Origin of the sequence: Peribacillus cavernae, from assembly GCF_003989135.1 — a bacterium.
GTDB classification, from domain to species: Bacteria; Bacillota; Bacilli; order Bacillales; family DSM-1321; genus Peribacillus; species Peribacillus cavernae.
Map to the genome: position 1 here is coordinate 1 of NZ_RYZZ01000012.1, position 20,749 is coordinate 20,749.

Below are 20,749 nucleotides of genomic sequence, written 5' to 3' on the forward strand. Positions count from 1 at the left end.
GGCGCTTTGTTTTGTTCAGTTTTCAAAGAGCAATCTCTTGCAGCTTCTCTCGGAAGCGACTTTAATAGTATAACACCATACAAAATAAAGAGTCAATATTTTTTTCATTTATTTTCAAAAGAAAGTAAGGATGTTTTGTGGTGTATTAACTATATTAGCAGCTGACCAACGATAAGTCAACTAAATTCTAAAAATAATATACTAGATTTTCTTTATACTTACTAAGGAATGAAAACAAAAATAGTTTACAAATTAAATTTAAAAAGCAGCTTTACTCCGCGATATTGAAGTACGGGGGAAAGCTGCTCTACTCTTTCTTACTTAATTGAAATGATATTCTCTTCTTCGCTGTCTACTTTTCCTTTTTTCTCAAGATGCACCGTTTCTCCATCTTTAAGATTTGTGAAGACAATTGGAGTAATAATGGATGGGGCTTTGCTTTTTACATAGTCCAGGTCAACCTTTAATAGAGGCTGGCCTCTCTCCACTTTATCACCTTGTGAAACCAACCCTTCGAATCCTTTGCCCTCTAATTTAACGGTATCAATCCCTACGTGAATGAGGATTTCACGGCCGCCTTCTGAAACAATGCCTATAGCATGCTTGGTTGGGAAAAGATTGACGATTGTGCCATTGACAGGGGAAACAATCAGCCCATCTTCTGGCATGATTGCAAATCCGTCACCCATCATTTTTTCGGCAAAGACAGTATCCGGCACTTCAGTGATTGGTTTTATTTCCCCTTTGATTGGAGAAATGAACGGCTCATTATAATGCTCGGTTTGGAGTGCTTCCGGAATGACTTCTTCAATTTGCTGTTCGACTTCTTTTTCTTGAGAAGTTTCAACCGCTCTTGGCTTTTTCCCGGACATAATCTCCTTCATCTGCCCTTTTATCGTTTCGGAACGTGGCCCAAAAATGGCTTGAATATTATTTCCCACTTCGAGTACTCCGGCAGCCCCAAGTTTTTTCAATTGATTCTTATCCACATCTTTAACATCATTCACTGATACACGTAGACGAGTTATACAAGCATCCAAGTGAGCAATGTTTTGTTGTCCGCCCATTGCGACCAAGATATCACCGGCAAGACTTCCTGCTTGTCCAGCGGGAACTTCAGCTTCCGCATAATCTTCTTCTGTTTCCACTTCACGACCAGGAGTCTTCAAATTGAATTTGCGAATCGCATAGCGGAATCCGAAATAATAAATCACAGCTAAAACAAGACCGACGGGTATGACTAACCAGGCATTTGTCTGCGGATTAATTAGCCCGAACAAAACGTAGTCGATCAGACCGCCGGAGAAGGTCATGCCGATTTTCACATCTAATAAATGCATAGTCATGAATGATAAACCGGCAAAAATCGCATGAATCCCAAACAAGACAGGTGCAACAAACAAGAAAGAAAATTCAAGTGGTTCTGTAATCCCGGTTAAGAATGAAGTTAATGCAGCCGATGCCATTAGGCCGCCGACTATTTTCTTCCTTTCTGGACGGGCTTCGTGGTAAATCGCAAGGGCGGCAGCCGGAAGACCGAACATCATGAATGGGAATTTACCGACCATAAATGTTCCTGCCGTTAAACTTTGTACCCCATCCTTAATTTGGGCCATAAAGATCGCCTGGTCCCCTTTAACAATTTGTCCTGCCTCATTTGTATAACTGCCAAACTCAAACCAGAATGGTGAATAAAATATGTGATGAAGTCCAAAAGGAATTAAGGACCGTTCAATTACACCGAAAATAAATGCGGAAAGTGTTAAATTTGCACCAAGCATGTTTTCAGAGAAGGCATTCAACCCATGTTGAATTGGAGGCCAGATCACGATCATTATCAAGCCTAATATTACAGCACTTGCTGCTGTGATGATCGGCACGAATCGTTTACCTGCAAAGAAACCTAAATAGGACGGCAGTTCGATTTCAAAAAATCTATTGTACATATAAGCCGCGATAATTCCGACAATGATGCCGCCGAAAACTCCAGTAGATAAAGTTGGTATCCCAAGTACACTTGCAAATTCCTTGCTGTTTTCGATATCTTTTGCATCAATTCCAAGCACAGTACCCATTGTGACATTCATGATCAGGAAACCAATAATGGCGGCTAATCCAGCTACCCCATCGCCGCCGGCAAGGCCTATTGCCACACCTACTGCGAATAAAAGCGCCAGATTGCTAAAGATAATATTTCCTGCATTCTCCATGACTGAAGCAACCATTTCAACACCGTTATTATCCAGAAATGGTGCAATATCAATCAAGGTTGGATTTTGTAAAGCGTTACCAAAAGCCAGTAAAATACCTGCTGCAGGCAGGATGGCAACTGGCAGCATCAAAGCTTTACCCACCTTTTGCAAAACGCCAAATAACTTTTTGAACAAGGCAAACAACTCCTCTTTTTTATGAACACTTTTTGAATAGAAAAAGAAGACATGGTCGATATCTCTTTACAGGAAAATGGTTCTTATACATTTATGTTTTTAGGATTAGCAGGAATGCTACTCTATGTTAGTCAACTCCATGAATGAAAGCAACTAAAAAACTTCACAAAAAAAGAAACCCATAGAAAGGTTCCTTTTCTTAACGATTTGTAATTCTACACTAAGAAAATAAAGTACAAGACAAAAACCGCAAATAGCAAATACATAATCGGATGAACTTCTTTCATACGCCCTTTAACTAGCATCGTAATCGGATAAAAAATGAATCCTACAGCAATACCCGTTGCAATGCTGTATGTCATCGGCATCGCAATTAAGGTAAAGAATGCCGGTACAGCCACTTCGAATCGTTCCCAATCAATCTTCTTCAGTGAAGACACCATCAAGACCCCGACGATAATCAGAGCCGGCGCCGTTACTGCGGAAGTAACCACACTGAGGAGCGGGAAAAAGAAAATCGAAAGGAAAAACAAGAGACCTGTTACAATGGAAGCAAATCCGGTTCTAGCACCTGCAGCAACGCCGGCAGTCGATTCAACATACGAAGTCGTTGTCGATGTACCGAGAATGGAGCCTACAACAATAGCAAGTGAATCGGCAAATAATCCCTTTCCAACACGCGGAAGAACGTTTCCTTTCATTAGCCCCGCTTGAGTCGCTACACCCACCAGCGTTCCGGCTGTATCAAAGAAGGCAACAAACAAGAAGGTTAAAATAACGACAAGAATCTGGACTGAAAAAAGTTTCTCCCCTGGATCAGCGAATGCTTCAAAGGCAGCACCAAAGGTTGGCTCAATGCTTGGAACCGCACCAACAATACTACCCGGCATATCAATTAAGCCAGCAATCATCCCCACCATGGCAGTAATAACCATCCCAATGAAAATCCCCGCATGTATTCCCTTGGTCAATAAAATCACGGTTAAAATAATTCCAAACACGGCTAATAGTGTGTTTCCATTCGTCAAGTCACCGAGACCGACAAGGACTGAGTCATTATTTACGATAATACCCGCATTTTGAAAACCAACAAAGGTAATAAATAGCCCAATCCCTGCACTAACAGCATATTTCAGCTCCACCGGAATCGCATTAATTATTTTTTCGCGTATGCCCGACATCGTTAACAATACAAAGATGATCCCTGAAAGTAAAACACCTGTTAAGGCGGTTTGCCATGGAATTCCGTATGTCAGCACAACCGTATAGGCGAAGAATGCATTCAACCCCATGCCGGGAGCAAGTGCAATCGGATACTTTGCAATGAGGCCCATTAATATGGTACCAATCGCAGCAGCCAGAGCTGTCGCAACAAACACTGCTCCATAATCCATTCTTAAAGCGTCAGGCAAATCTTTGACACTATTTAATGATAAAGTCAGCGGATTGACAACCAGGATATAGGCCATCGATAAAAAAGTGGTCAATCCTCCTATAATTTCACGGCGATAAGTTGTGCCGAGCTCATCAAATTGAAAATACTTCTTCATTCTCGTTCTCCTCAGAAAAATATTTCGTAAAACGAAACTATTCCCATTCAATTGTTGCTGGAGGTTTACTGGTGATGTCATAAACCACGCGGTTCACATGACTGACCTCGTTTACAATGCGCGTGGAAATGATTTCAAGTACATCCCAGGGGATTCTAGCCCAATCAGATGTCATCCCGTCTATGGAAGTAACAGCCCGGATGCCGATTGTATAATCATATGTGCGCGCATCCCCCATTACTCCGACACTGCGGATATTGGGAAGCACAGTGAAGTATTGCCAAATGTCACGGTCAAGCCCAGCCTTTTTAACTTCTTCACGAAGAATCGCATCTGATTCACGGACGATTTCAAGCTTCTCCTCAGAGATTTCGCCCAACACACGGATTCCTAACCCTGGACCAGGGAAGGGTTGGCGCCAAACGATTTCATCCGGGATTCCAAGTTCGGATCCAAGTTCGCGGACTTCATCCTTAAAGAGCGTATTTAACGGCTCAATCAATTTGAATTGCATATCTTCCGGCAGTCCGCCTACATTATGATGTGATTTAATCGTTTGGGCAGTCGCGGTTCCACTTTCAATAATATCCGTATAAAGAGTACCCTGGGCAAGGAATTCAATTCCTTCAAGCTTGGTCGCTTCGTCATCAAACACATAGATAAATTCATTTCCAATAATTTTCCGTTTTTGTTCCGGGTCTGAAACACCTGCAAGCTTGGTAAGAAAGCGTTCGCTTGCATCCACCTTAACAACGTTCATATGGAAACCTTCGCTGAACGTTTTCATGACACTGTCCGCTTCCCCTTTACGCAGCAAGCCGTGGTCGACGAAAATACAAGTTAATTGGTCACCAATTGCTTTTTGGATCAAAACGGCTACAACCGATGAATCAACGCCGCCGCTTAATGCACAAAGAACTTTTTTGTTTCCGACTGACTGGCGGATTTTCTCCATTTCGATTTCGATGAAGTTCTCCATCGACCAGTCACCCTTGCAGCCGCACACCTCGAAAACGAAGTTCTTTAGAATCTCGTTACCATATACTGAATGGCGCACTTCAGGATGGAACTGAACCGCATATAATTTCCTTGACTCATCACTCATCGCAGAAATTGGACAGGAAGGATTTGTTCCATCTACGGTAAAACCAGCAGGAGTCTCAACTACTAAATCCCCGTGGCTCATCCAGACAATCTGTTCCTTTGGTAAGTCGTGAAAAAGTTTAGAATCATTCTCGATTGTCAATGCAGCTTTTCCATATTCACGGTTTTTTGCAGGTTCCACCGCTCCGCCGAAATGCTTCGTCATCAATTGCATTCCATAACAAATTCCCAAAATCGGCAGCCCTAATTCAAAAATTCGTTCATCGCAGCCAAAAGCAGCAGCATCATAGACACTGTTTGGCCCGCCTGATAAAATAATCCCTGCAGGATTCATTTCTTTAATTTGTTCCGCCGTTAATGTATGCGGGTGGAGCTCGCTATACACGCCAAATTCACGAATCCGGCGCGTGATCAACTGATTATACTGGCTTCCGAAATCAAGCACTATGATCATTTCCTGGTTTTGTAATTCCGTTTTCCCCGGCACTCTCGTCACCTCGATTGATGTATTACACCCTGCTTGTCTATAATGTTAGGTTAACCCATTCATTTCTGTAAGCAAGCGAATGCAAATAATAACTTACTGATAGTATTGTGCAAAAGTAATCAAAATAAAAACAGCATAAAAAAATCTAGAATTCTGCCTTCATAATACAAAGGCAGAACTCTAGATGGAATACCAAATAAAATCCGCCTTCATAGTCAAATCATTTACGGTGATTCGGTAGAAACTTTCGATCCATATCATCGAAGATATATGAAGGGTTATAAGAAAAGCGCAAATATAGAACACGATTGAATCAATTGTAACAACACATTAAAAACTTGGTCAAGAGATTGTCTTTTTAATTAAATTTTCCCACAATTCGCGGTTATCTTTCCATTCTGCAGAAGTAAAGTCACCCCGGTAAATGTGTTTCTCGTAGCTCCGTGTTATTCTCCCCATTTCACCAGAGTGTAAATAGGAATCGACATATTCCGCATAATCCCTTAATGTCTGGTCCTCTGGACGTTTAAGTCCCATCCTTTTCAATTGTTTCAATAGTATCATATAAGCTTTGGAGAAAGTCTTATCATCGTTTTTTCTTTTATAGATGGCAATCAAAAGATATGGAAGCCATCTTCCCCTGAATTTGAAAATAAGCAGGCTTGATAAACCAATTCCAGCGAGAGCAGCAATCAGGCCCTTCCAGTTTCCTTCAAGCCAATTTCCCTGGCTTTCCGCAGATTGTGCTGTTGTTTCCTCAGGTGCTGCTTCTTGCTTTTCTGGAGCCTGCTGTTGCTCAGCCTGCTGCTCTTTTTCACTTTGCTGCTCACTCGTTTCAGCTGATGCTGTCCCGGTTGATGAATAATAAAAGTCAGTTTCGTTGGAAAATCCTTTTGTTGGTTCAAACGGAACCCAGCCGGCATTTGGGAAGTAGACTTCCACCCATGAATGGGCGTTATTATTCGTTACTTCATAGACCCGCTCACCTTTGACGTTAATCTGCGTGCCCTCTGTATACCCCTTTGCCCACCTCGCCGGGATGTCAATCGAACGGAGCAGCATCACCATCGCTGAAGAATAGTTATCGCAATAGCCTCGTTTTGTCTCAAACAAAAATTGATCTACATAGTCCTGAGCATCCTCGGGATAGGGAATATTACTTTGATCATAGACAAATTCCCCTCCATCAAAATAATCCTCGATTGCCTTAGCTTGATCGTACCAGTTACTTTCCTCCGCGGTGATCGTTCTGGCCAGCTCCTTAATCCGCTCAGGAAAGACAGTCGGTATCTGCGTATACAGGTTCATGAATTCTGGATCGATCTTTAACCCATCCCTCGCCTGCATTTTTTTCAACTGATTAATATCAAACCTCGGTAAAGTATAAGATAGTTCCAGCCGCTTAAGTTTGACCATATCGCCTTCAGCAGTGTGAGATGTGATCCGGTCATTATACGGATGATACCGGTAAAGCTCCCCTTTAGGCGAGTCTATTTTGGTTAAGCCGAGCGGCTCCGGATAAGGAACATGGGTATAAGGAAGTGCCACCGTTAAAGTCGACTTTAAGTCTGTCGTTTCCACTCCGGGCGGGTAGGCAAACCCGTTAAATTTCTCCGTGTTGGCAAATTGCGTATAGCTTTCATCCTTACGTGCAGTCACCCAGCCTTTTCCTGTATAGAAATCCTTGTTTTCCACCTTCCAATAATGGCTGGCAGAAGCTTGAGCACGAAAAACTACCGTGTCATCATTTTCAAATCCTCCGCCAAGCGATGAATCGTCCACCCCGTACCCGATTCTGTTCGTTCCGCCGCTTCCGGACGCCTTATCCGAATAGGAAGTAATAAACGACATCGGATCGGGCCACTGCGGTGTAAACTTTGGAGCAGCCAGGCCGATGTATGAACTGAACGCTACCATAAGAACGAGCGGGATGAGCCATCTTCTCAGGGATGGAACAGTAATCGACAGCTTTTCCTGGGACGCCAGACGGAAAAGGGCCAGTACACCAAGCACGCTAAACCCAATCAGCACGAGCCTGATGATAGCAAAGGTTGCATCATACGGAGTAAACGTATCCAGAACTGCTACAATGATGACCGTGGCAATAAAAAATAAAAAGACACTTTTTTTAATGGTAATCCAGTAATGCAGCAAATAGGTAATCAGCCAAAGCAGGATAAAAACCAGCAGCGATTGAAATTCGAATGAAATCTCCAGGAATTTAGCCTGAAAGACCAAGGGAAAATCGCTAAAGACTTTTCCAAGAAAATCAAAAAGCCAGGTTATATCAAAAATAGACGTTTCATAATAAAGGTAATGAATCGATATCGTTAAGAACCCAAGCAGTAAAACAAACCGGATCCAGAGTCGGCACTGAAAGAAATGAAGCGCCAGGGCAAGAGCGATGAATACGATAAAGACACTTACATTGCCCGTGTCAGTGAGCTGCTTAACAGGACGCAGCCACTCCCACAATAATAAAAATCCAAACAGATAAAGCACTATTTTCATCGATGCATCATAGCTTTTCGATTGCATCATTGGGCGATCACCTCTGGAATACCGGCTTCAAAAAGTTCTTTTTCGATATACTTTACATTGATTCCTTTCGCTTTTGCGAATTCACGGGCCACTATTTCTTCCCTTGATAAAGACGGGTCCCTGTTGATTGAAAAGATGGTGATCGACTGATTGATTTTAGAGAGGCTGATCCATTCAACCGTCTGTAAGGTCATGCCCCCGGTGATAATGACTAATGCAGCATTGGAGGGTATAATGGAAGCATTTTTTTCGATTGTTCTTTCGATGGGAACAGAAGCATTTGTGCAAGCCTTAGCCAGGCTATAAAAGAGCTTCTGCCTTTGAAGTTCCCCGCTGCGTACCGGAAGTGCGTCTCCACCTTTTCCGGTACGATAAAATCCGATTTGAATGCCCTTTTTGCTGACGGAATGGACAAAGGAGGCAGCATATGTCACCATCGCCTCGAATCGTTCAGTCGGCGATTCATCCAACATCAAAAAGATGTCACGGCTTTTCATTTCCTCAAATTCCTTTGTCATAATGTCATTCTTCTTTGCTGTCGCTTTCCAATTTATCCAGGAAAGCTGGTCACCGGGCTGATAATCCCTCACACCCGAAACAATCGAGTTTTCACGTTGAAGCCGATTGGCCGTTCCCGCGCGTCCCTGATCGAACAACTGATCAAGCTGCCTGTAGGGAAGCTCGAAATAGGCAGGATATACAAGCAGCTTCCCCGGAAGATCAAATACAGCTTCCTTATCAAACAAACCGAGAAAATCGCCTGTTTTCAGCCGAATCCCTTTAAAAAAGTGCTCACCCCGGGGCAGCTTTTCAAGGGAATAATTAATGGTAAACTCCCGCTTAAACCAGGGGAATATGATCTTTTTTTGCGCCTCGGTCATATTCTGTTCAAGCCTTTTCGGCAGCTTTTCTTCCACAAGTAAAAAAAATAGCGGAAAGCTTGTTTTCCTGCTGATAACGATCTTGACCCCAACGTTTTCGCCTGTCCTTAATTCGTTTTTGCTCAGGACTCTTTCCACGCGAAACCCATGTATCGGATAGCAAAAGAGAATGAAAGAATAAATCGCAAAAGGCAGGAAGCTGTAAAAAAGAAACCAGCTTACAAATCCACCTTGAAACATCGCAAAGACAAAAGCTAATCCAACTAAAAATAGCAGAGATGACATTTTCAAGGAAGCCTTCATTTTTGAGAGGATTTTTTTCATTGTAAGTTCACAAGCCTTTTAACCGGAACTGGAATCTTTGTCACAATTTCGCTTACGATTTGTTCGGCACTGACTCCTTCATATTTAGCTTCCGAAGTTAAAATCAGGCGATGTGCAAAAACAGACGGCGCCAGATACTGAACATCATCAGGAAGAACATAATCCCTTCCATTTAAGAAAGCATAGGCCTGAGCCGCTTTCATCAATGAAATTGACCCTCTCGGACTAGCCCCCAAGTAGACATTTTGATGTGAGCGGGTCCGAGTAGCGAGGTCGACAATATAGCGGTTTATCGTGTCATCCACATGGACCGATTTGACATGCTGCTGCAGGTCACGCAACTCCTCAAGCGTTATCACAGGCGCAAGTTCTTTAATCGGGGGAATAGCTTGAGCACGGTTCAGCACTTCCATTTCCTCGATGATCTCTGGATAACCCATCTTCATCTTCAGTAAAAAACGATCCAATTGCGCCTCCGGAAGCGGGTATGTCCCTTCATAATCAATCGGGTTTTGGGTCGCCATCACAAAAAAAGGCATCTCTAATTTCCTCGTAATCCCATCAACCGTCACGCTCGCTTCCTCCATGCCTTCAAGCAAGGCAGACTGCGTTTTCGGAGATGTCCTGTTTATCTCATCAGCAAGAATGATATTACCCATTATAGGTCCGGGCCGGAAAATAAACTCCTGCTCTTTTGGATTGAAAATCGAAACGCCGGTGACATCAGAAGGAAGCAGGTCAGGCGTGAATTGAATTCGTTTAAAATCAGCGCTTATCGATCTGGCCAGCGCCCGCACCATCATTGTTTTTCCGACTCCGGGAACATCCTCCAAAAGCACATGGCCGCCAGCAAGCAGAGCCACCAGACTAAGTTCTGCTATATCTCTTTTCCCGATAATCACTTTTTCTATATTATGCAAAACCTTCTCTAATGTTGGGTGCATCTCTTCCCTTATCATCGTAATCCCCCTGTAAAGGCATATTAGTGAATTCCACGGTCATACATACAATTCGTTTTTGCTCCTACAAAATCCTCCATCATTCGCTATACCTTTAACTTTACCTTACCAAGACGACGTAAAGGAAGAAAAAACACTCCTGTTTTACAGATTTAGGCATTCTGTAAAATCGGAGTGCAATTTCAAGACATTGTAAGCCACGCGGCATTATAAAAACGAATAGCCTATAAAGGCAATCAGCGGAATCGTCAGTAATGAAAAAATAGTAGAATAAACCGTGGTTGCCACCGCTGTGTCCTCATCCTTGGCATACCGTGCAAACAGGACAGTTGCCAGCGTAAATGTCGGCATCGATACCTGGATTAGAGCGATTAGTTTAAGATCGTTTGTGACGGGAATGATTTGTAAAATAGCAATCAGTATAAGAGGAATAATTAACAATTTCATTAATAGAGAAACACTCACAAAACGTACAGGTACTTTCTTCTTTTCCCTAAAAAACGCCGGGATTAATAAACCGATGTAAAGCATGGCCAACGGAGCAGCTAAACCTGCTAATATCGATGCTAAATTTTTAAATACTGCTGGTGGTTCGTAGCCAATAATCGCCGTCGAAATCCCAATTATAACCGCAGCAATAGGGATATTAACAAGCTCTTTAAAGCTTTTCAAAGAAAGCTTTTCCTCTTTCAAGAGCATTGTAACGAGGGTAAATACGATAACATCTAGCCCGGCATCATATATGGCCGCTAATAAACCACCCGTCGGCCCGAATAATGTAATGCAAACAGGAATGCCAATGAAGCCTGTATTTCCTAATCCGGCTAAAATAGCTAGCTTCTTTGCTTTCATTGTACGAAAACCAAAAAGAATTGCGCTAATCCACCCCAGCCCGATACCGATTGCATTGAAAATGATCGAAATAACAAAGATGGCTACTATTTTTGAAATTAATTCAGCATTAATATCAGTCGTAAAAACCCCGTTTAAAATAACAGCGGGAACAGCTACATTAATAATAATCATTACCAACAATTGTTTTGATTCGTCAGTGACTTTACCCGTCAGCGCTATGATTGTTCCGAATAAAATAATGATGGCCATTATCGTTACAGAAGACAAAACGGTTGTTATCTGCACAGCGCCTGTCCCCCAAAATTCTCGAACTTGTCTCTTACGCTAATCGCTCATTAACCTGAAAACGCTCAAGCAGCTGCTCGACTACAGCATTGCCGATTTGAATCGATGCCGTCGCTGCAGGAGAAGGCGCATTGCAGATATGCAGCGAGCTTTTCCCCGGGAAAATCGCAAAGTCATCGACCATGCTGCCATCGTCCATGAGCGCCTGTGCCCTCACTCCCGCATGGGTCGGAACAATATCTTTCTCCGTCAACTCTGGAATCAGATGCTGCAAGCTGTGCAAAAACGCTTGCTTGCTGAAAGAACGGACATATTCTTTCATGCCTTCTTTCATATTCGGCATCGCCATCTTCCAAAACGCCGGATAGGTCAGTACCTCAAGAAGATCTTTTACATTAATGTCCGTTTTGGTATATCCTTCACGTTTAAAAGCCAACACCGCATTCGGTCCGGCGTGAACATCCCCGTTAGTCATCCGTGTAAAGTGAACACCCAGGAACGGGAAATCCGGATTCGGTACCGGATAGATCAAATGTTTCACGAGATACCGTTTTTCCGGCGTTAGTTCATAATACTCGCCGCGGAATGGCACAATTTTCATATTGGTATGCAAGCCAGACATCCTTGCAACCCGGTCGCTCTGCAATCCGGCACAATTAATCAGAAACCGTGCTTTTATCGTGCCGCGGTTTGTCTCAATTGTCACCCCATCGTTCTCTTCGGCAATATTCTCTACCTTTGTATCAAGACGAATGTCACCGCCGCCTTCCTCGATGATGCGGGCAAATGTGCGGGATACGCCTTTATAATCGGCAATCCCCGTATTCGGCACACGGATTGCGCCAACTCCCTTTACATGCGGCTCTATCTCCTTCAATTCTTCAATTCCGATTTTCATGACGTCAAGCTCGTTCTGCAAGCCCCGTTCATACAGATTATCCAGAAGCGGCAGCTCTTTCGGTTCAGTAGCCACAATCACTTTCCCGCATACATCGTATTTGATTCCATGTTCTTCGCAGAATTGGACCATGGCGGTACTCCCTTCACGGGCAAAACGCGCCTTAAAACTGCCTGGTTTATAGTAAATACCCGAATGGATGACCCCGCTATTATGACCTGTTTGATGATGGGCCAAGTCTTTTTCTTTTTCAATGATGGCAATTTTCGCGCCTGGAAACTTTTTCGTCAGCGCCATACCTGTAGATAAACCAATGATCCCTCCACCTATGATAGAAAAGTCATACATATATATCCCTCTTTTATAGTAATTTGGCATCCCTGGCCTGTATTTTTTACATTACAAAAACAAAGCTCTGATCCTTACCCATTTGTATTTATCTGAATTAGAGGGCAAAGGTCCCAAAAACCTTTGCCCAATCCATTGTTTTATATAGTTTGAAACTTCATCGATATATACTTATCCTCTAAATAATCGTCCATGCCCTGATGGCCGCCTTCCCGACCCATTCCACTTTCTTTTATACCGCCAAACGGAGCCTGGGCAACAGTCGGGATTGCATCGTTCATACCGATGATTCCAAATTCCAAAGCTTCAGATACCCTCACGGAACGGCTCGCATTCTCTGTATAGAAATAAGCTGCTAAACCATACACCGTATCATTGGCGTATTGAAGCACTTCTTCTTCTGTGTCAAACGGGATAATCGGCGCAACAGGCCCGAATGTTTCCTCGTTTGTAATAAGCATATCTGCGGTTACTTCCGCTAGTATCGTAGGTTCATAGAACAATCCATCGGCCAATTCACCTTCCAGCCTTTTGCCGCCACAAAGGAGTTGAGCACCTTTGGACAATGCATCATGGACATGTTCCTCTACCTTTTCCAACCCGTCACGGCTGACCAGGGGACCGACATCAACGCTTGGATCTATACTATTTCCGACTTTAAGAGCCTGTGCCTTCTCCACGAAAAGTTTAGAGAATTTCTCGATAACGGAACGCTGGACGTAAATCCGATTTGCACAAACACATGTCTGCCCGGTATTTCTAAATTTACTGGCAATAGCACCTGAAGCGGCTGCCTCGAGGTCAGCATCTTCAAAGACGATAAACGGTGCATGCCCGCCAAGCTCCAAGGACAATCGCTTCAATTGTGGAGCCGACTTGGTAACCAGTAATTTCCCCACTTCCGTAGATCCGGTGAACGAGATTTTCTTTACAATCGGATTTTCGAAAATTTCGTCTGAAATCGGACCAGAATCACCGGTTACCACATTAACTACCCCATGTGGAATCCCCGCCATTTCCACCAATTTGCCAAACGCAAGCGCGCTGATCGGGGATTGTTTGGCCGGCTTCAAAATTCCTGTACACCCGGCTGCCATCGCCGGGCCTATCTTCCTGGTCATCATCGCCAGCGGGAAATTCCATGGGGTAATCGCAGCAACCACACCGATCGGCTGGCGAATCACCATTAACCTCTTATCAGGCGAGGAAGCAGGGATTGTTTCGCCATAAATCCGGCGTCCCTCTTCAGCGTACCATTCAAAATAACTGGCCGCAAAGATTACTTCCCCCTGCGCTTCTGTAAATGGCTTTCCCATTTCCAGGCTCATGATTTCGGCTAATTCATCTTTATATTCGTGCATAAGATCACGTAATTTCAGCAGGTACTTACCACGTTCATTAGCGGTTAATTTTGACCAGGATTTAAACGCCTGTCCAGCAGCTTCGATTGCCTGTTGTGTTTCGTAACGCCCGCCTTTGGGAACATGGGCAACAATTTTGCCTGTTGACGGATTGGTAACAGAAAAGGTTTTTCCTTCTTGCGCATCCGTCCACTCTCCGTTTACGTACATTTTCAGTTCGGTTAAGTTCACTAATGAATCGACTTTTAACATGTATATCCTCCTTATGTTAGCTCGTTACAGTCCGCTTGCAAGATTATTTCCTTTGCCAATGTCTGCGTCGAGTGATATCCTCTGGTTTTTCATAAAGAATGTGTATGCCACAGATGCAATTCCGCAAATGACTACCGGTATGATCAGCGCAATTGTAAAATTATTAAACTGAGAAACTAAAATTCCTGTTGCTACAGGAGCCAGCCATCCAGCCAGATTACCTACGAAGTTTTGTAAACCGGCAAGCTTTCCTTCCGCACCCTTCGGAGCCACATCAGCAACGGTCGCCCATAAGATACCTGCCGCCAGGCCTTCGCCGCCAATAGCAATCGAAATCAGGATAAGCGCCGCAATCGCATTTTCAACATAGATAGTTGGAATAATCGCTAACGGAAAGAGCATCCCGATCGCTAATATCGTCTTTCTTGCTTTGATCGAGTTCCATCCTCTTCTAATCAAACGGTCTGATAAGATGCCGCCAAGTATATTTCCAAGGAAAGACATAATCCAAGGTAGCATTGTAAAGAAGCCTGCTTTCAGAAGTGTCATTTCTCTTTCGACTACAAGATAGGTAGGCAGCCAGGTCATCATTAAGTAAGTCAAATAGTTGTGCGCAAACAAGCCATATAACATTGGATATACATTTCTATATTTCAAAAATTTAAATGGTGAGATGTTGACAACTGGTACATCTTTCGTATCTGTTTGTCCATCTTCGATATAAGCTACCTCTGCTTCATTAGCAATGGCGCTTTGGCTTGGACGGTCTTTGAAAAAGAACAACCAGAATGCCAGCCAAATAAACCCGACCGATCCAATTACGACAAACGCCGTTTGCCAGCCCCAGCTCTCAATAATCCATGCCAGTACCGGTGTTGTAATTCCGATCCCAATTGCCGTTCCAGAATTAAAGATTCCGTTCGCAACGCCTCGTTCGTGTGGAGGCAGCCAATCTGAGATTACACGTGTATTCGTTGGAAACGCGGGAGCCTCTCCTATTCCCATTAGGACACGAATTCCGATTAATGCACCAAGTGAGCGGCCAAAACCCGTGAATACCGTACATAAAGACCACCATACAATCGCGATGGAATACGTTAGCCGCGCCCCTAACTTGTCAACGATCATCCCCACCGGGATTTGCATTAAGGCATACGACCAGAAGAATGCTGAACCTAAGATTCCAAATTCAACAGTTGAAAGGGAAAGATCTTTCATCATTGAAGGACCTGCAATCCCAAGAATCGCCCTATCCATGTAATTAATTGTTGTGGCAACGAATAGAAGTGCAACTACCCACCATCTTCCGTTTGTCTTTTTCATATGTTCACCTCTAATTTTAACAGTTTATAGGTTGAATTCACTTCCAAACCTGTAATCAAAATACGCTAGTTTTACTGCGTTCATAGTAGCTATCTTCTAGATTACCGTGATAAGCCTTTTCAATGATCGATTGAATATCGCCAGATTTTGTAAGTCTGGGATTTACGAATACATTTCCACTCCTCATTGAGTCCTCCACCAATTTCGGCAGCACCTGCAAGGAGACTCCCAAATCCTTGATATTGAGGGGAATTTTCATTGATTGATTCATTTGAACGACAGTCTCTATCGCCTTCTCGGCCGCCTGCATTTCGGATAAGCCGCTTACATCCGCTCCTAAAGCGATTGCAACATCCTTATATTGCTCGGCACATGCTCGCAAGTTATAATTCATAACAAAAGGCAATAGGGCTGCATTCGCAATTCCATGCGGGATATTAAAGACGCCGCCAAACGTATGAGATATAGCATGCACATTTCCTAAGCGCGACTGGGAAAACGCTACTCCAGCAAGCATCGAAGCGACAAGCATCTTTTCCCTGCTTTCGATATCCGTTCCCCTAAAATAAGCTCTTGGCAAATGCTCGCCAATCATTTTAATCGCCTGCATGGCGTAACCCTGGCTAACAGGGTTAGCCGCCTTGGATGTATAGGATTCAATCGCATGGGTTAAGGCATCCATTCCTGTCGCCGCTGTAATTTGTTGAGGCAGCTGTAAAGTAAGGGCCGGATCGAGGATCGCCAGCCTTGAAAATAAATGGGAACTAAGGACGCCTAATTTAAAGGAAGTTTCCTTGTTGGTTATCACTGTTGAATTCGTTGTTTCGCTTCCCGTTCCTGCGGTCGTCGGAATCGCGATAATTGGAAGTGGAGGAATCTTGATCTTACCCACTCCTTCATAATCAAGGATGTCACCTGGATTAACCGCCATCACAGCAATTGCCTTAGCTGTATCAATACTGCTGCCTCCGCCTACAGCCAGCACCGCATCACATTTATATTGTTTGAGAAACTCGGTACCTTTTCGAATCGTCTCAGCAGATGGGTTCGGCTCAACTTCGTCATAAATTTCATAATCCAAGTTGACAGCCAGGAGTGATTCCTCGATTCCTGTTAAAAGATTGGCTGACCTCACCCCTTTATCTGTTACGATCAATACTCTAGAAACACCTAATTCTTTAACCATTGCTCCCGTTTTCTCAGCTATTCCATTACCGGATTCCACTCGTGTCGGCATAAAATAGGTAAAAGGCATTAATGACATAGCTTGCAACTCCTTACACTATTTTTCTAAGATTCAGACCGGATAATTATTTGCCCGCTTCTTACGAACTACTAAAATAACAGCCTATTATAAAGCTTTCCGAAGCAATGCTTCCAAACCACGTTGGGTAGGGACCCGAGGGTTATTACGTACCAGGCGATCGATCTGCAACGTTTTCTCTGCGATTTCGGGTATATCCTCTTCTTTGATTCCAATCTCTGAAAGATGCGTGGGCAGTCCTATTTCCTCAAGCAAATTCAACACGGCCGTGGATGCAGCCAAAGCGACTTCCTTCTTGGATAGACCTTCTGAGTTAATGCCAAATGCCTCAGAAATTTTGACCATTTTTTCTGTTTCTACTCCTGTGTTAAATTCCATCACATATGGCAACAAGAGACCTGTCACTTCCCCATGCGGTGATTTGATAAGCCCTCCAATCGGATAAGCTAATGCGTGAGCAGCCGCTGTTCCGGCATTTGAGAAAGACATCCCGGCAAGCAGGCTCCCGAGCAGCATATTGGAACGGGCTTCAAGATTGCTTCCTTGTTGGACAGCAAGTGCCAGGTTGTCAACAATTAACTCAATGGCCCGGTATGCAAGTGCATCACTGATCGGCATGGAGCCTTGAAAGAGGATATTTCCTTCTGCCTGGATATAAGAAGAAGGCTTTGCTGTATAGGCCTCAATCGCGTGGGCCAGCGCATCAATTCCTGAACAAGCTGTTACATACGCAGGAAGTCCTACTGTTAGCTCGGGATCAACAAGAGCGACCGTTGGGCGTAGGAAATTATCCGAAATTCCCACTTTTAAGTTATTTTCAACATCGGTCAACACGGCTACTGAAGTCACTTCTGAACCGGTCCCTGCCGTTGTAGGTATTGCTACCAAAGGTGCTATCGGCCCGGGTACCTGATTTTCACCGCCATAATAATCCAGCGGATGCCCGCCGTAGGCTACCAGTAATGAGACAACCTTCGCCATATCAATGCTGCTGCCTCCGCCAAGGCCAATGACTGCATCCGTTTCCATTTGGGATTTGGCAAACTTATAGCAGTCCATCGCTGATTCTACCGGCGGCTCCGGTACGACCTGATCGTAAACCACTGTATGATAATTTGCTTGCTCCAACAAAGCTACTACTTTGTCGACAATCCCTGCCTGTTTGATTCCAGGATCGGTAATCAACAAAACGTTTTTCGCCTTTAGCCTTTGAAGAATTGAATCCAGTTGTTGGATTGCTCCATTTCCAAACACAATTCTCTCTGTAGAGAAAAAATCCCATGTATTTCTCATCTATTTCTTACCTCCATCTGTTATAAATTGATAACGACAAGTTTCTCATCAGTCATTTCTTGAATGGCATAGTGAGGGCCTTCCTTGCCAACTCCACTGTCCTTCACACCGCCATAAGGCATTACATCTGCACGATATGTGGAAACATCATTGATAATCACACCGCCAAAGTGAAGATCCTGTGCTGCACGCATTGCCAAATGGAGATCGGACGTAAACAGGCCAACCTGCAGTCCGAATGTCGAATCATTAGCCTGTTCGAAAGCCCTTTTAATATCATCAAAAGGAATAATGTTAATGACAGGGGCGAATACTTCTTGACAGACCACTTTCATTTCTGCCGTCACATCTACTAAAATAGTCGGTTCAATAATAGCATCATGTCTTTTCCCGCCGTAAACGACTTTTGCTCCTTGCCGAACAGCTTCGTGAATCCACTCTTCTGCCCGCTTCGCTTCTTTTTCCGAAATCATCGGTCCAATATCTGTCGCGGAATCTGTTGGATCGCCGACCTTTAAAGACGCGGCAACTTTCTCTGCTTTCTCGACAAACGACTGATAAATATCGCGGTGGACATAGATTCGCTGTACGGAAATACAGGCTTGCCCTGCATTCGAATAACCACGCGTCACACACAGTTCAACCGCCTTGTCTAGATCGGGGACATCCTTATGAATAATATTGGGAGAATTATTCCCCAGCTCCAAAGTGACCTTGCGGATCCCAGTACTGCTCTTAATTTGGCGGCCCACACCCGGACTTCCGGTAAATGTATACATCGCAACACGCTCATCTTCCAAAAGAAACTGACCCGCTTCTCTGCCTGCTCCGTTAACCACATTAAGGAACCCTGCAGGCAATCCCGCTTTTGCCAAAATGTCGGCAATCTTGCAGGCAATTAGCGGAGTTGCTTCAGCAGGCTTCAGTACCACTGTGTTCCCTGCCGCTAACGCCGGCGCTACCTTATGTAGTGTGAGATTAAACGGGAAATTAAATGGAGTAATAGCCCCAATGACCCCAACAGGAACGCGGATTGTAAAAGCCATTTTATTTTCATTTCCAGGTTGACCGAGAGGAACGCCTGTACCGGCAATCCGTTTGGCTTCTTCCGCGGATGCAATCAACGTTTGAATACCCCTATCGATTTCACCCCGGGCATCTTTCAATACTTTTCCGACTTCTTGTACAAGAAGCGAAGCCAACTCTTCTTTTCGCTCTTTTGCGATTTCCGCTGCACGCATTAAAATTTCATAGCGCTGATTCATGTCTAACTTTTTGGTTTGAAAGGTTTCAAACGCATTGGTGATCGCATCCGAAACGACTTTACGAGAAGCATTGCCGACCTGTGAGATTTCTTCTCTAGTGTATTTGTTATAAACAGGTATTGTATTGTGATCAGAGATCCACTGCCCATTTATAAAATGACCATAAAAGTTGCTTTTCCTATTTTCTATCGTACTCATAACCATTTCCTCCTCGTTAGCGAATATGAAAAAGTCATTATTTCCAAAAATCATATATATTTCTGCTTTGATAACGCCTTCTTTACATCTTCTTCTTTTCTTTTCCTAATATGAATAATAAAAAATCGTTCTATTAAAAATAATATATGATTTTCAAAACAATATAGCATGAAGTACATCAATTGTAAATATTATAAATTGTAAAAATACTAGTAATATGGCTATAATCATTATAAGTAAGGGAATATTCCTTGTATGTGAAATAAAATTTCCGTTCTTCCCCAAGGTAAGTTCCATACATAGTTTGAAGTCACTTTCGAAAAATAATATATGATTTTATGATCAGCATGCAAAATATTGTAAGTTTTTGCAACCATAAAACATCCTCTCTATAGAAATGATTGACTAGAATCATTAGGAAAAGTTGTATATACTTTTTGTTAGAAACCAAATGTAAGAAGAAAAGGTGATTTCCGTGATCAGGGAAAAAGAAAGAGGCGAGACAACGGAGTATGTATACAATTTGTTAAAAGAGATGATTTTTGGATGGCGTTTATCTCCAGGACAAAAGATCAACATCAGCCACTTAACCAGGGAAATCAATATAAGTGCCATTCCTCTAAGGGAGGCTCTGTCTCGTCTGCATTCTGAAAGATTAGTCGTCTCCGAACCAAACAAGGGATATCGTGTCAGTGACACTTTAGATGATGACAGTATGACGAAAATGCTGGAAGCCCGCATTTTAATGGAAACTCATGCTGTACGAAACATTATCCGTTCCAATCACCTGAGCGTTACGGAAGAAATGTCCCGGCTAACAGAACAAATGTCTTCAATAAACGTCGTTTCGTCCAATAAGGAAGGACTCCATTTCACTCATTTAGATCAGCAATTCCATTACTCAATGATGAACAGGGGAGAGAACTCGTTCCTTTCCGAAGCATACGAAGGCATGCACTGCCACCTTCATATCGGGCGTTTTTATCATCTCAAGGGAATAGTGGACCAAAGGGAGACAACCGCGGAGCACTGGGAGATCATCGAGGCAATCCGGACACGTGACACATATCGCGCCGAGAGGGCTATTGCCAATCACATTCAAGATGCCAAAAGCCGCTTATTGGAAAGGGACAAAAAAGAAAATAGATAGAAGTTATTTTGGTATAGTTTTTTA

The 20,749-nt window shown here is 43.4% G+C and carries 14 protein-coding genes and 1 riboswitch; of the genes, 1 reads left to right on the forward strand and 13 read right to left on the reverse strand.

What is annotated here, in order from left to right; translation table 11 throughout:
* Positions 1 to 317: 317 nt before the first annotated feature.
* From ptsG to ELQ35_RS10725, 13 genes are all read right to left on the reverse strand, one after another.
* Positions 318 to 2,387, reverse strand: a complete 2,070-nt coding sequence (gene ptsG, locus ELQ35_RS10665) for a glucose-specific PTS transporter subunit IIBC (protein WP_126864828.1) — start codon at positions 2,385 to 2,387, stop codon at positions 318 to 320.
* 215 nt (positions 2,388 to 2,602) lie between these two features.
* Complete coding sequence (locus tag ELQ35_RS10670) at positions 2,603 to 3,937, reverse strand: NCS2 family permease (protein ID WP_126864829.1); 1,335 nt, start codon at positions 3,935 to 3,937, stop codon at positions 2,603 to 2,605.
* A 37-nt stretch (positions 3,938 to 3,974) separates the two neighbouring features.
* Positions 3,975 to 5,528 carry a glutamine-hydrolyzing GMP synthase gene (gene guaA / locus ELQ35_RS10675; protein WP_126864830.1) on the reverse strand — a complete coding sequence of 518 codons (1,554 nt, stop codon included), beginning with the start codon at positions 5,526 to 5,528 and terminating at the stop codon, positions 3,975 to 3,977.
* Between the two features lie 192 nt (positions 5,529 to 5,720).
* A riboswitch (purine riboswitch) is annotated at positions 5,721 to 5,822 on the reverse strand.
* A 48-nt stretch (positions 5,823 to 5,870) separates the two neighbouring features.
* Positions 5,871 to 8,069: a DUF4129 domain-containing transglutaminase family protein gene (locus tag ELQ35_RS10680; RefSeq protein ID WP_126864831.1), complete on the reverse strand. Its 2,199-nt coding sequence runs from the start codon at positions 8,067 to 8,069 to the stop codon at positions 5,871 to 5,873.
* A complete protein-coding gene (locus tag ELQ35_RS10685) occupies positions 8,066 to 9,235 on the reverse strand; it encodes a DUF58 domain-containing protein (RefSeq protein WP_246026040.1) in 1,170 nt (389 codons plus the stop codon). The genes ELQ35_RS10680 and ELQ35_RS10685 overlap by 4 nt, the downstream gene beginning before the upstream one ends.
* Positions 9,236 to 9,270: 35 nt before the next feature.
* Positions 9,271 to 10,233: an AAA family ATPase gene (locus ELQ35_RS10690; RefSeq protein ID WP_126864833.1), complete on the reverse strand. Its 963-nt coding sequence runs from the start codon at positions 10,231 to 10,233 to the stop codon at positions 9,271 to 9,273.
* Positions 10,234 to 10,440: 207 nt separating this feature from the next.
* Positions 10,441 to 11,373, reverse strand: a complete 933-nt coding sequence (locus ELQ35_RS10695; RefSeq protein ID WP_126864834.1) for an AEC family transporter — start codon at positions 11,371 to 11,373, stop codon at positions 10,441 to 10,443.
* Between the two features lie 34 nt (positions 11,374 to 11,407).
* A complete protein-coding gene (gene lhgO / locus ELQ35_RS10700) occupies positions 11,408 to 12,619 on the reverse strand; it encodes an L-2-hydroxyglutarate oxidase (protein ID WP_126864835.1) in 1,212 nt (403 codons plus the stop codon).
* Between the two features lie 140 nt (positions 12,620 to 12,759).
* Positions 12,760 to 14,232: an NAD-dependent succinate-semialdehyde dehydrogenase gene (locus ELQ35_RS10705; RefSeq protein ID WP_126864836.1), complete on the reverse strand. Its 1,473-nt coding sequence runs from the start codon at positions 14,230 to 14,232 to the stop codon at positions 12,760 to 12,762.
* Between the two features lie 24 nt (positions 14,233 to 14,256).
* The gene (locus ELQ35_RS10710; protein WP_126864837.1) at positions 14,257 to 15,555 is read right to left on the reverse strand and encodes an MFS transporter; all 1,299 of its coding nucleotides are present in this window, start codon (positions 15,553 to 15,555) and stop codon (positions 14,257 to 14,259) included.
* Between the two features lie 55 nt (positions 15,556 to 15,610).
* A complete protein-coding gene (locus ELQ35_RS10715) occupies positions 15,611 to 16,819 on the reverse strand; it encodes an iron-containing alcohol dehydrogenase (protein ID WP_126864838.1) in 1,209 nt (402 codons plus the stop codon).
* A gap of 87 nt (positions 16,820 to 16,906) precedes the next feature.
* Entirely contained in the window at positions 16,907 to 18,112 is a 1,206-nt protein-coding gene (locus tag ELQ35_RS10720) for a hydroxyacid-oxoacid transhydrogenase (protein ID WP_126864839.1), read from the reverse strand.
* Positions 18,113 to 18,132: 20 nt separating this feature from the next.
* Positions 18,133 to 19,575 (reverse strand): aldehyde dehydrogenase family protein, encoded by a 1,443-nt coding sequence (locus tag ELQ35_RS10725; RefSeq protein ID WP_126864840.1) that lies wholly within the window; start codon positions 19,573 to 19,575, stop codon positions 18,133 to 18,135.
* Between the two features lie 475 nt (positions 19,576 to 20,050).
* On the opposite strand from ELQ35_RS10725, the gene ELQ35_RS10730 reads away from it, so the two are divergent.
* Positions 20,051 to 20,725: a GntR family transcriptional regulator gene (locus tag ELQ35_RS10730; RefSeq protein WP_126864841.1), complete on the forward strand. Its 675-nt coding sequence runs from the start codon at positions 20,051 to 20,053 to the stop codon at positions 20,723 to 20,725.
* Positions 20,726 to 20,749 lie beyond the last annotated feature (24 nt).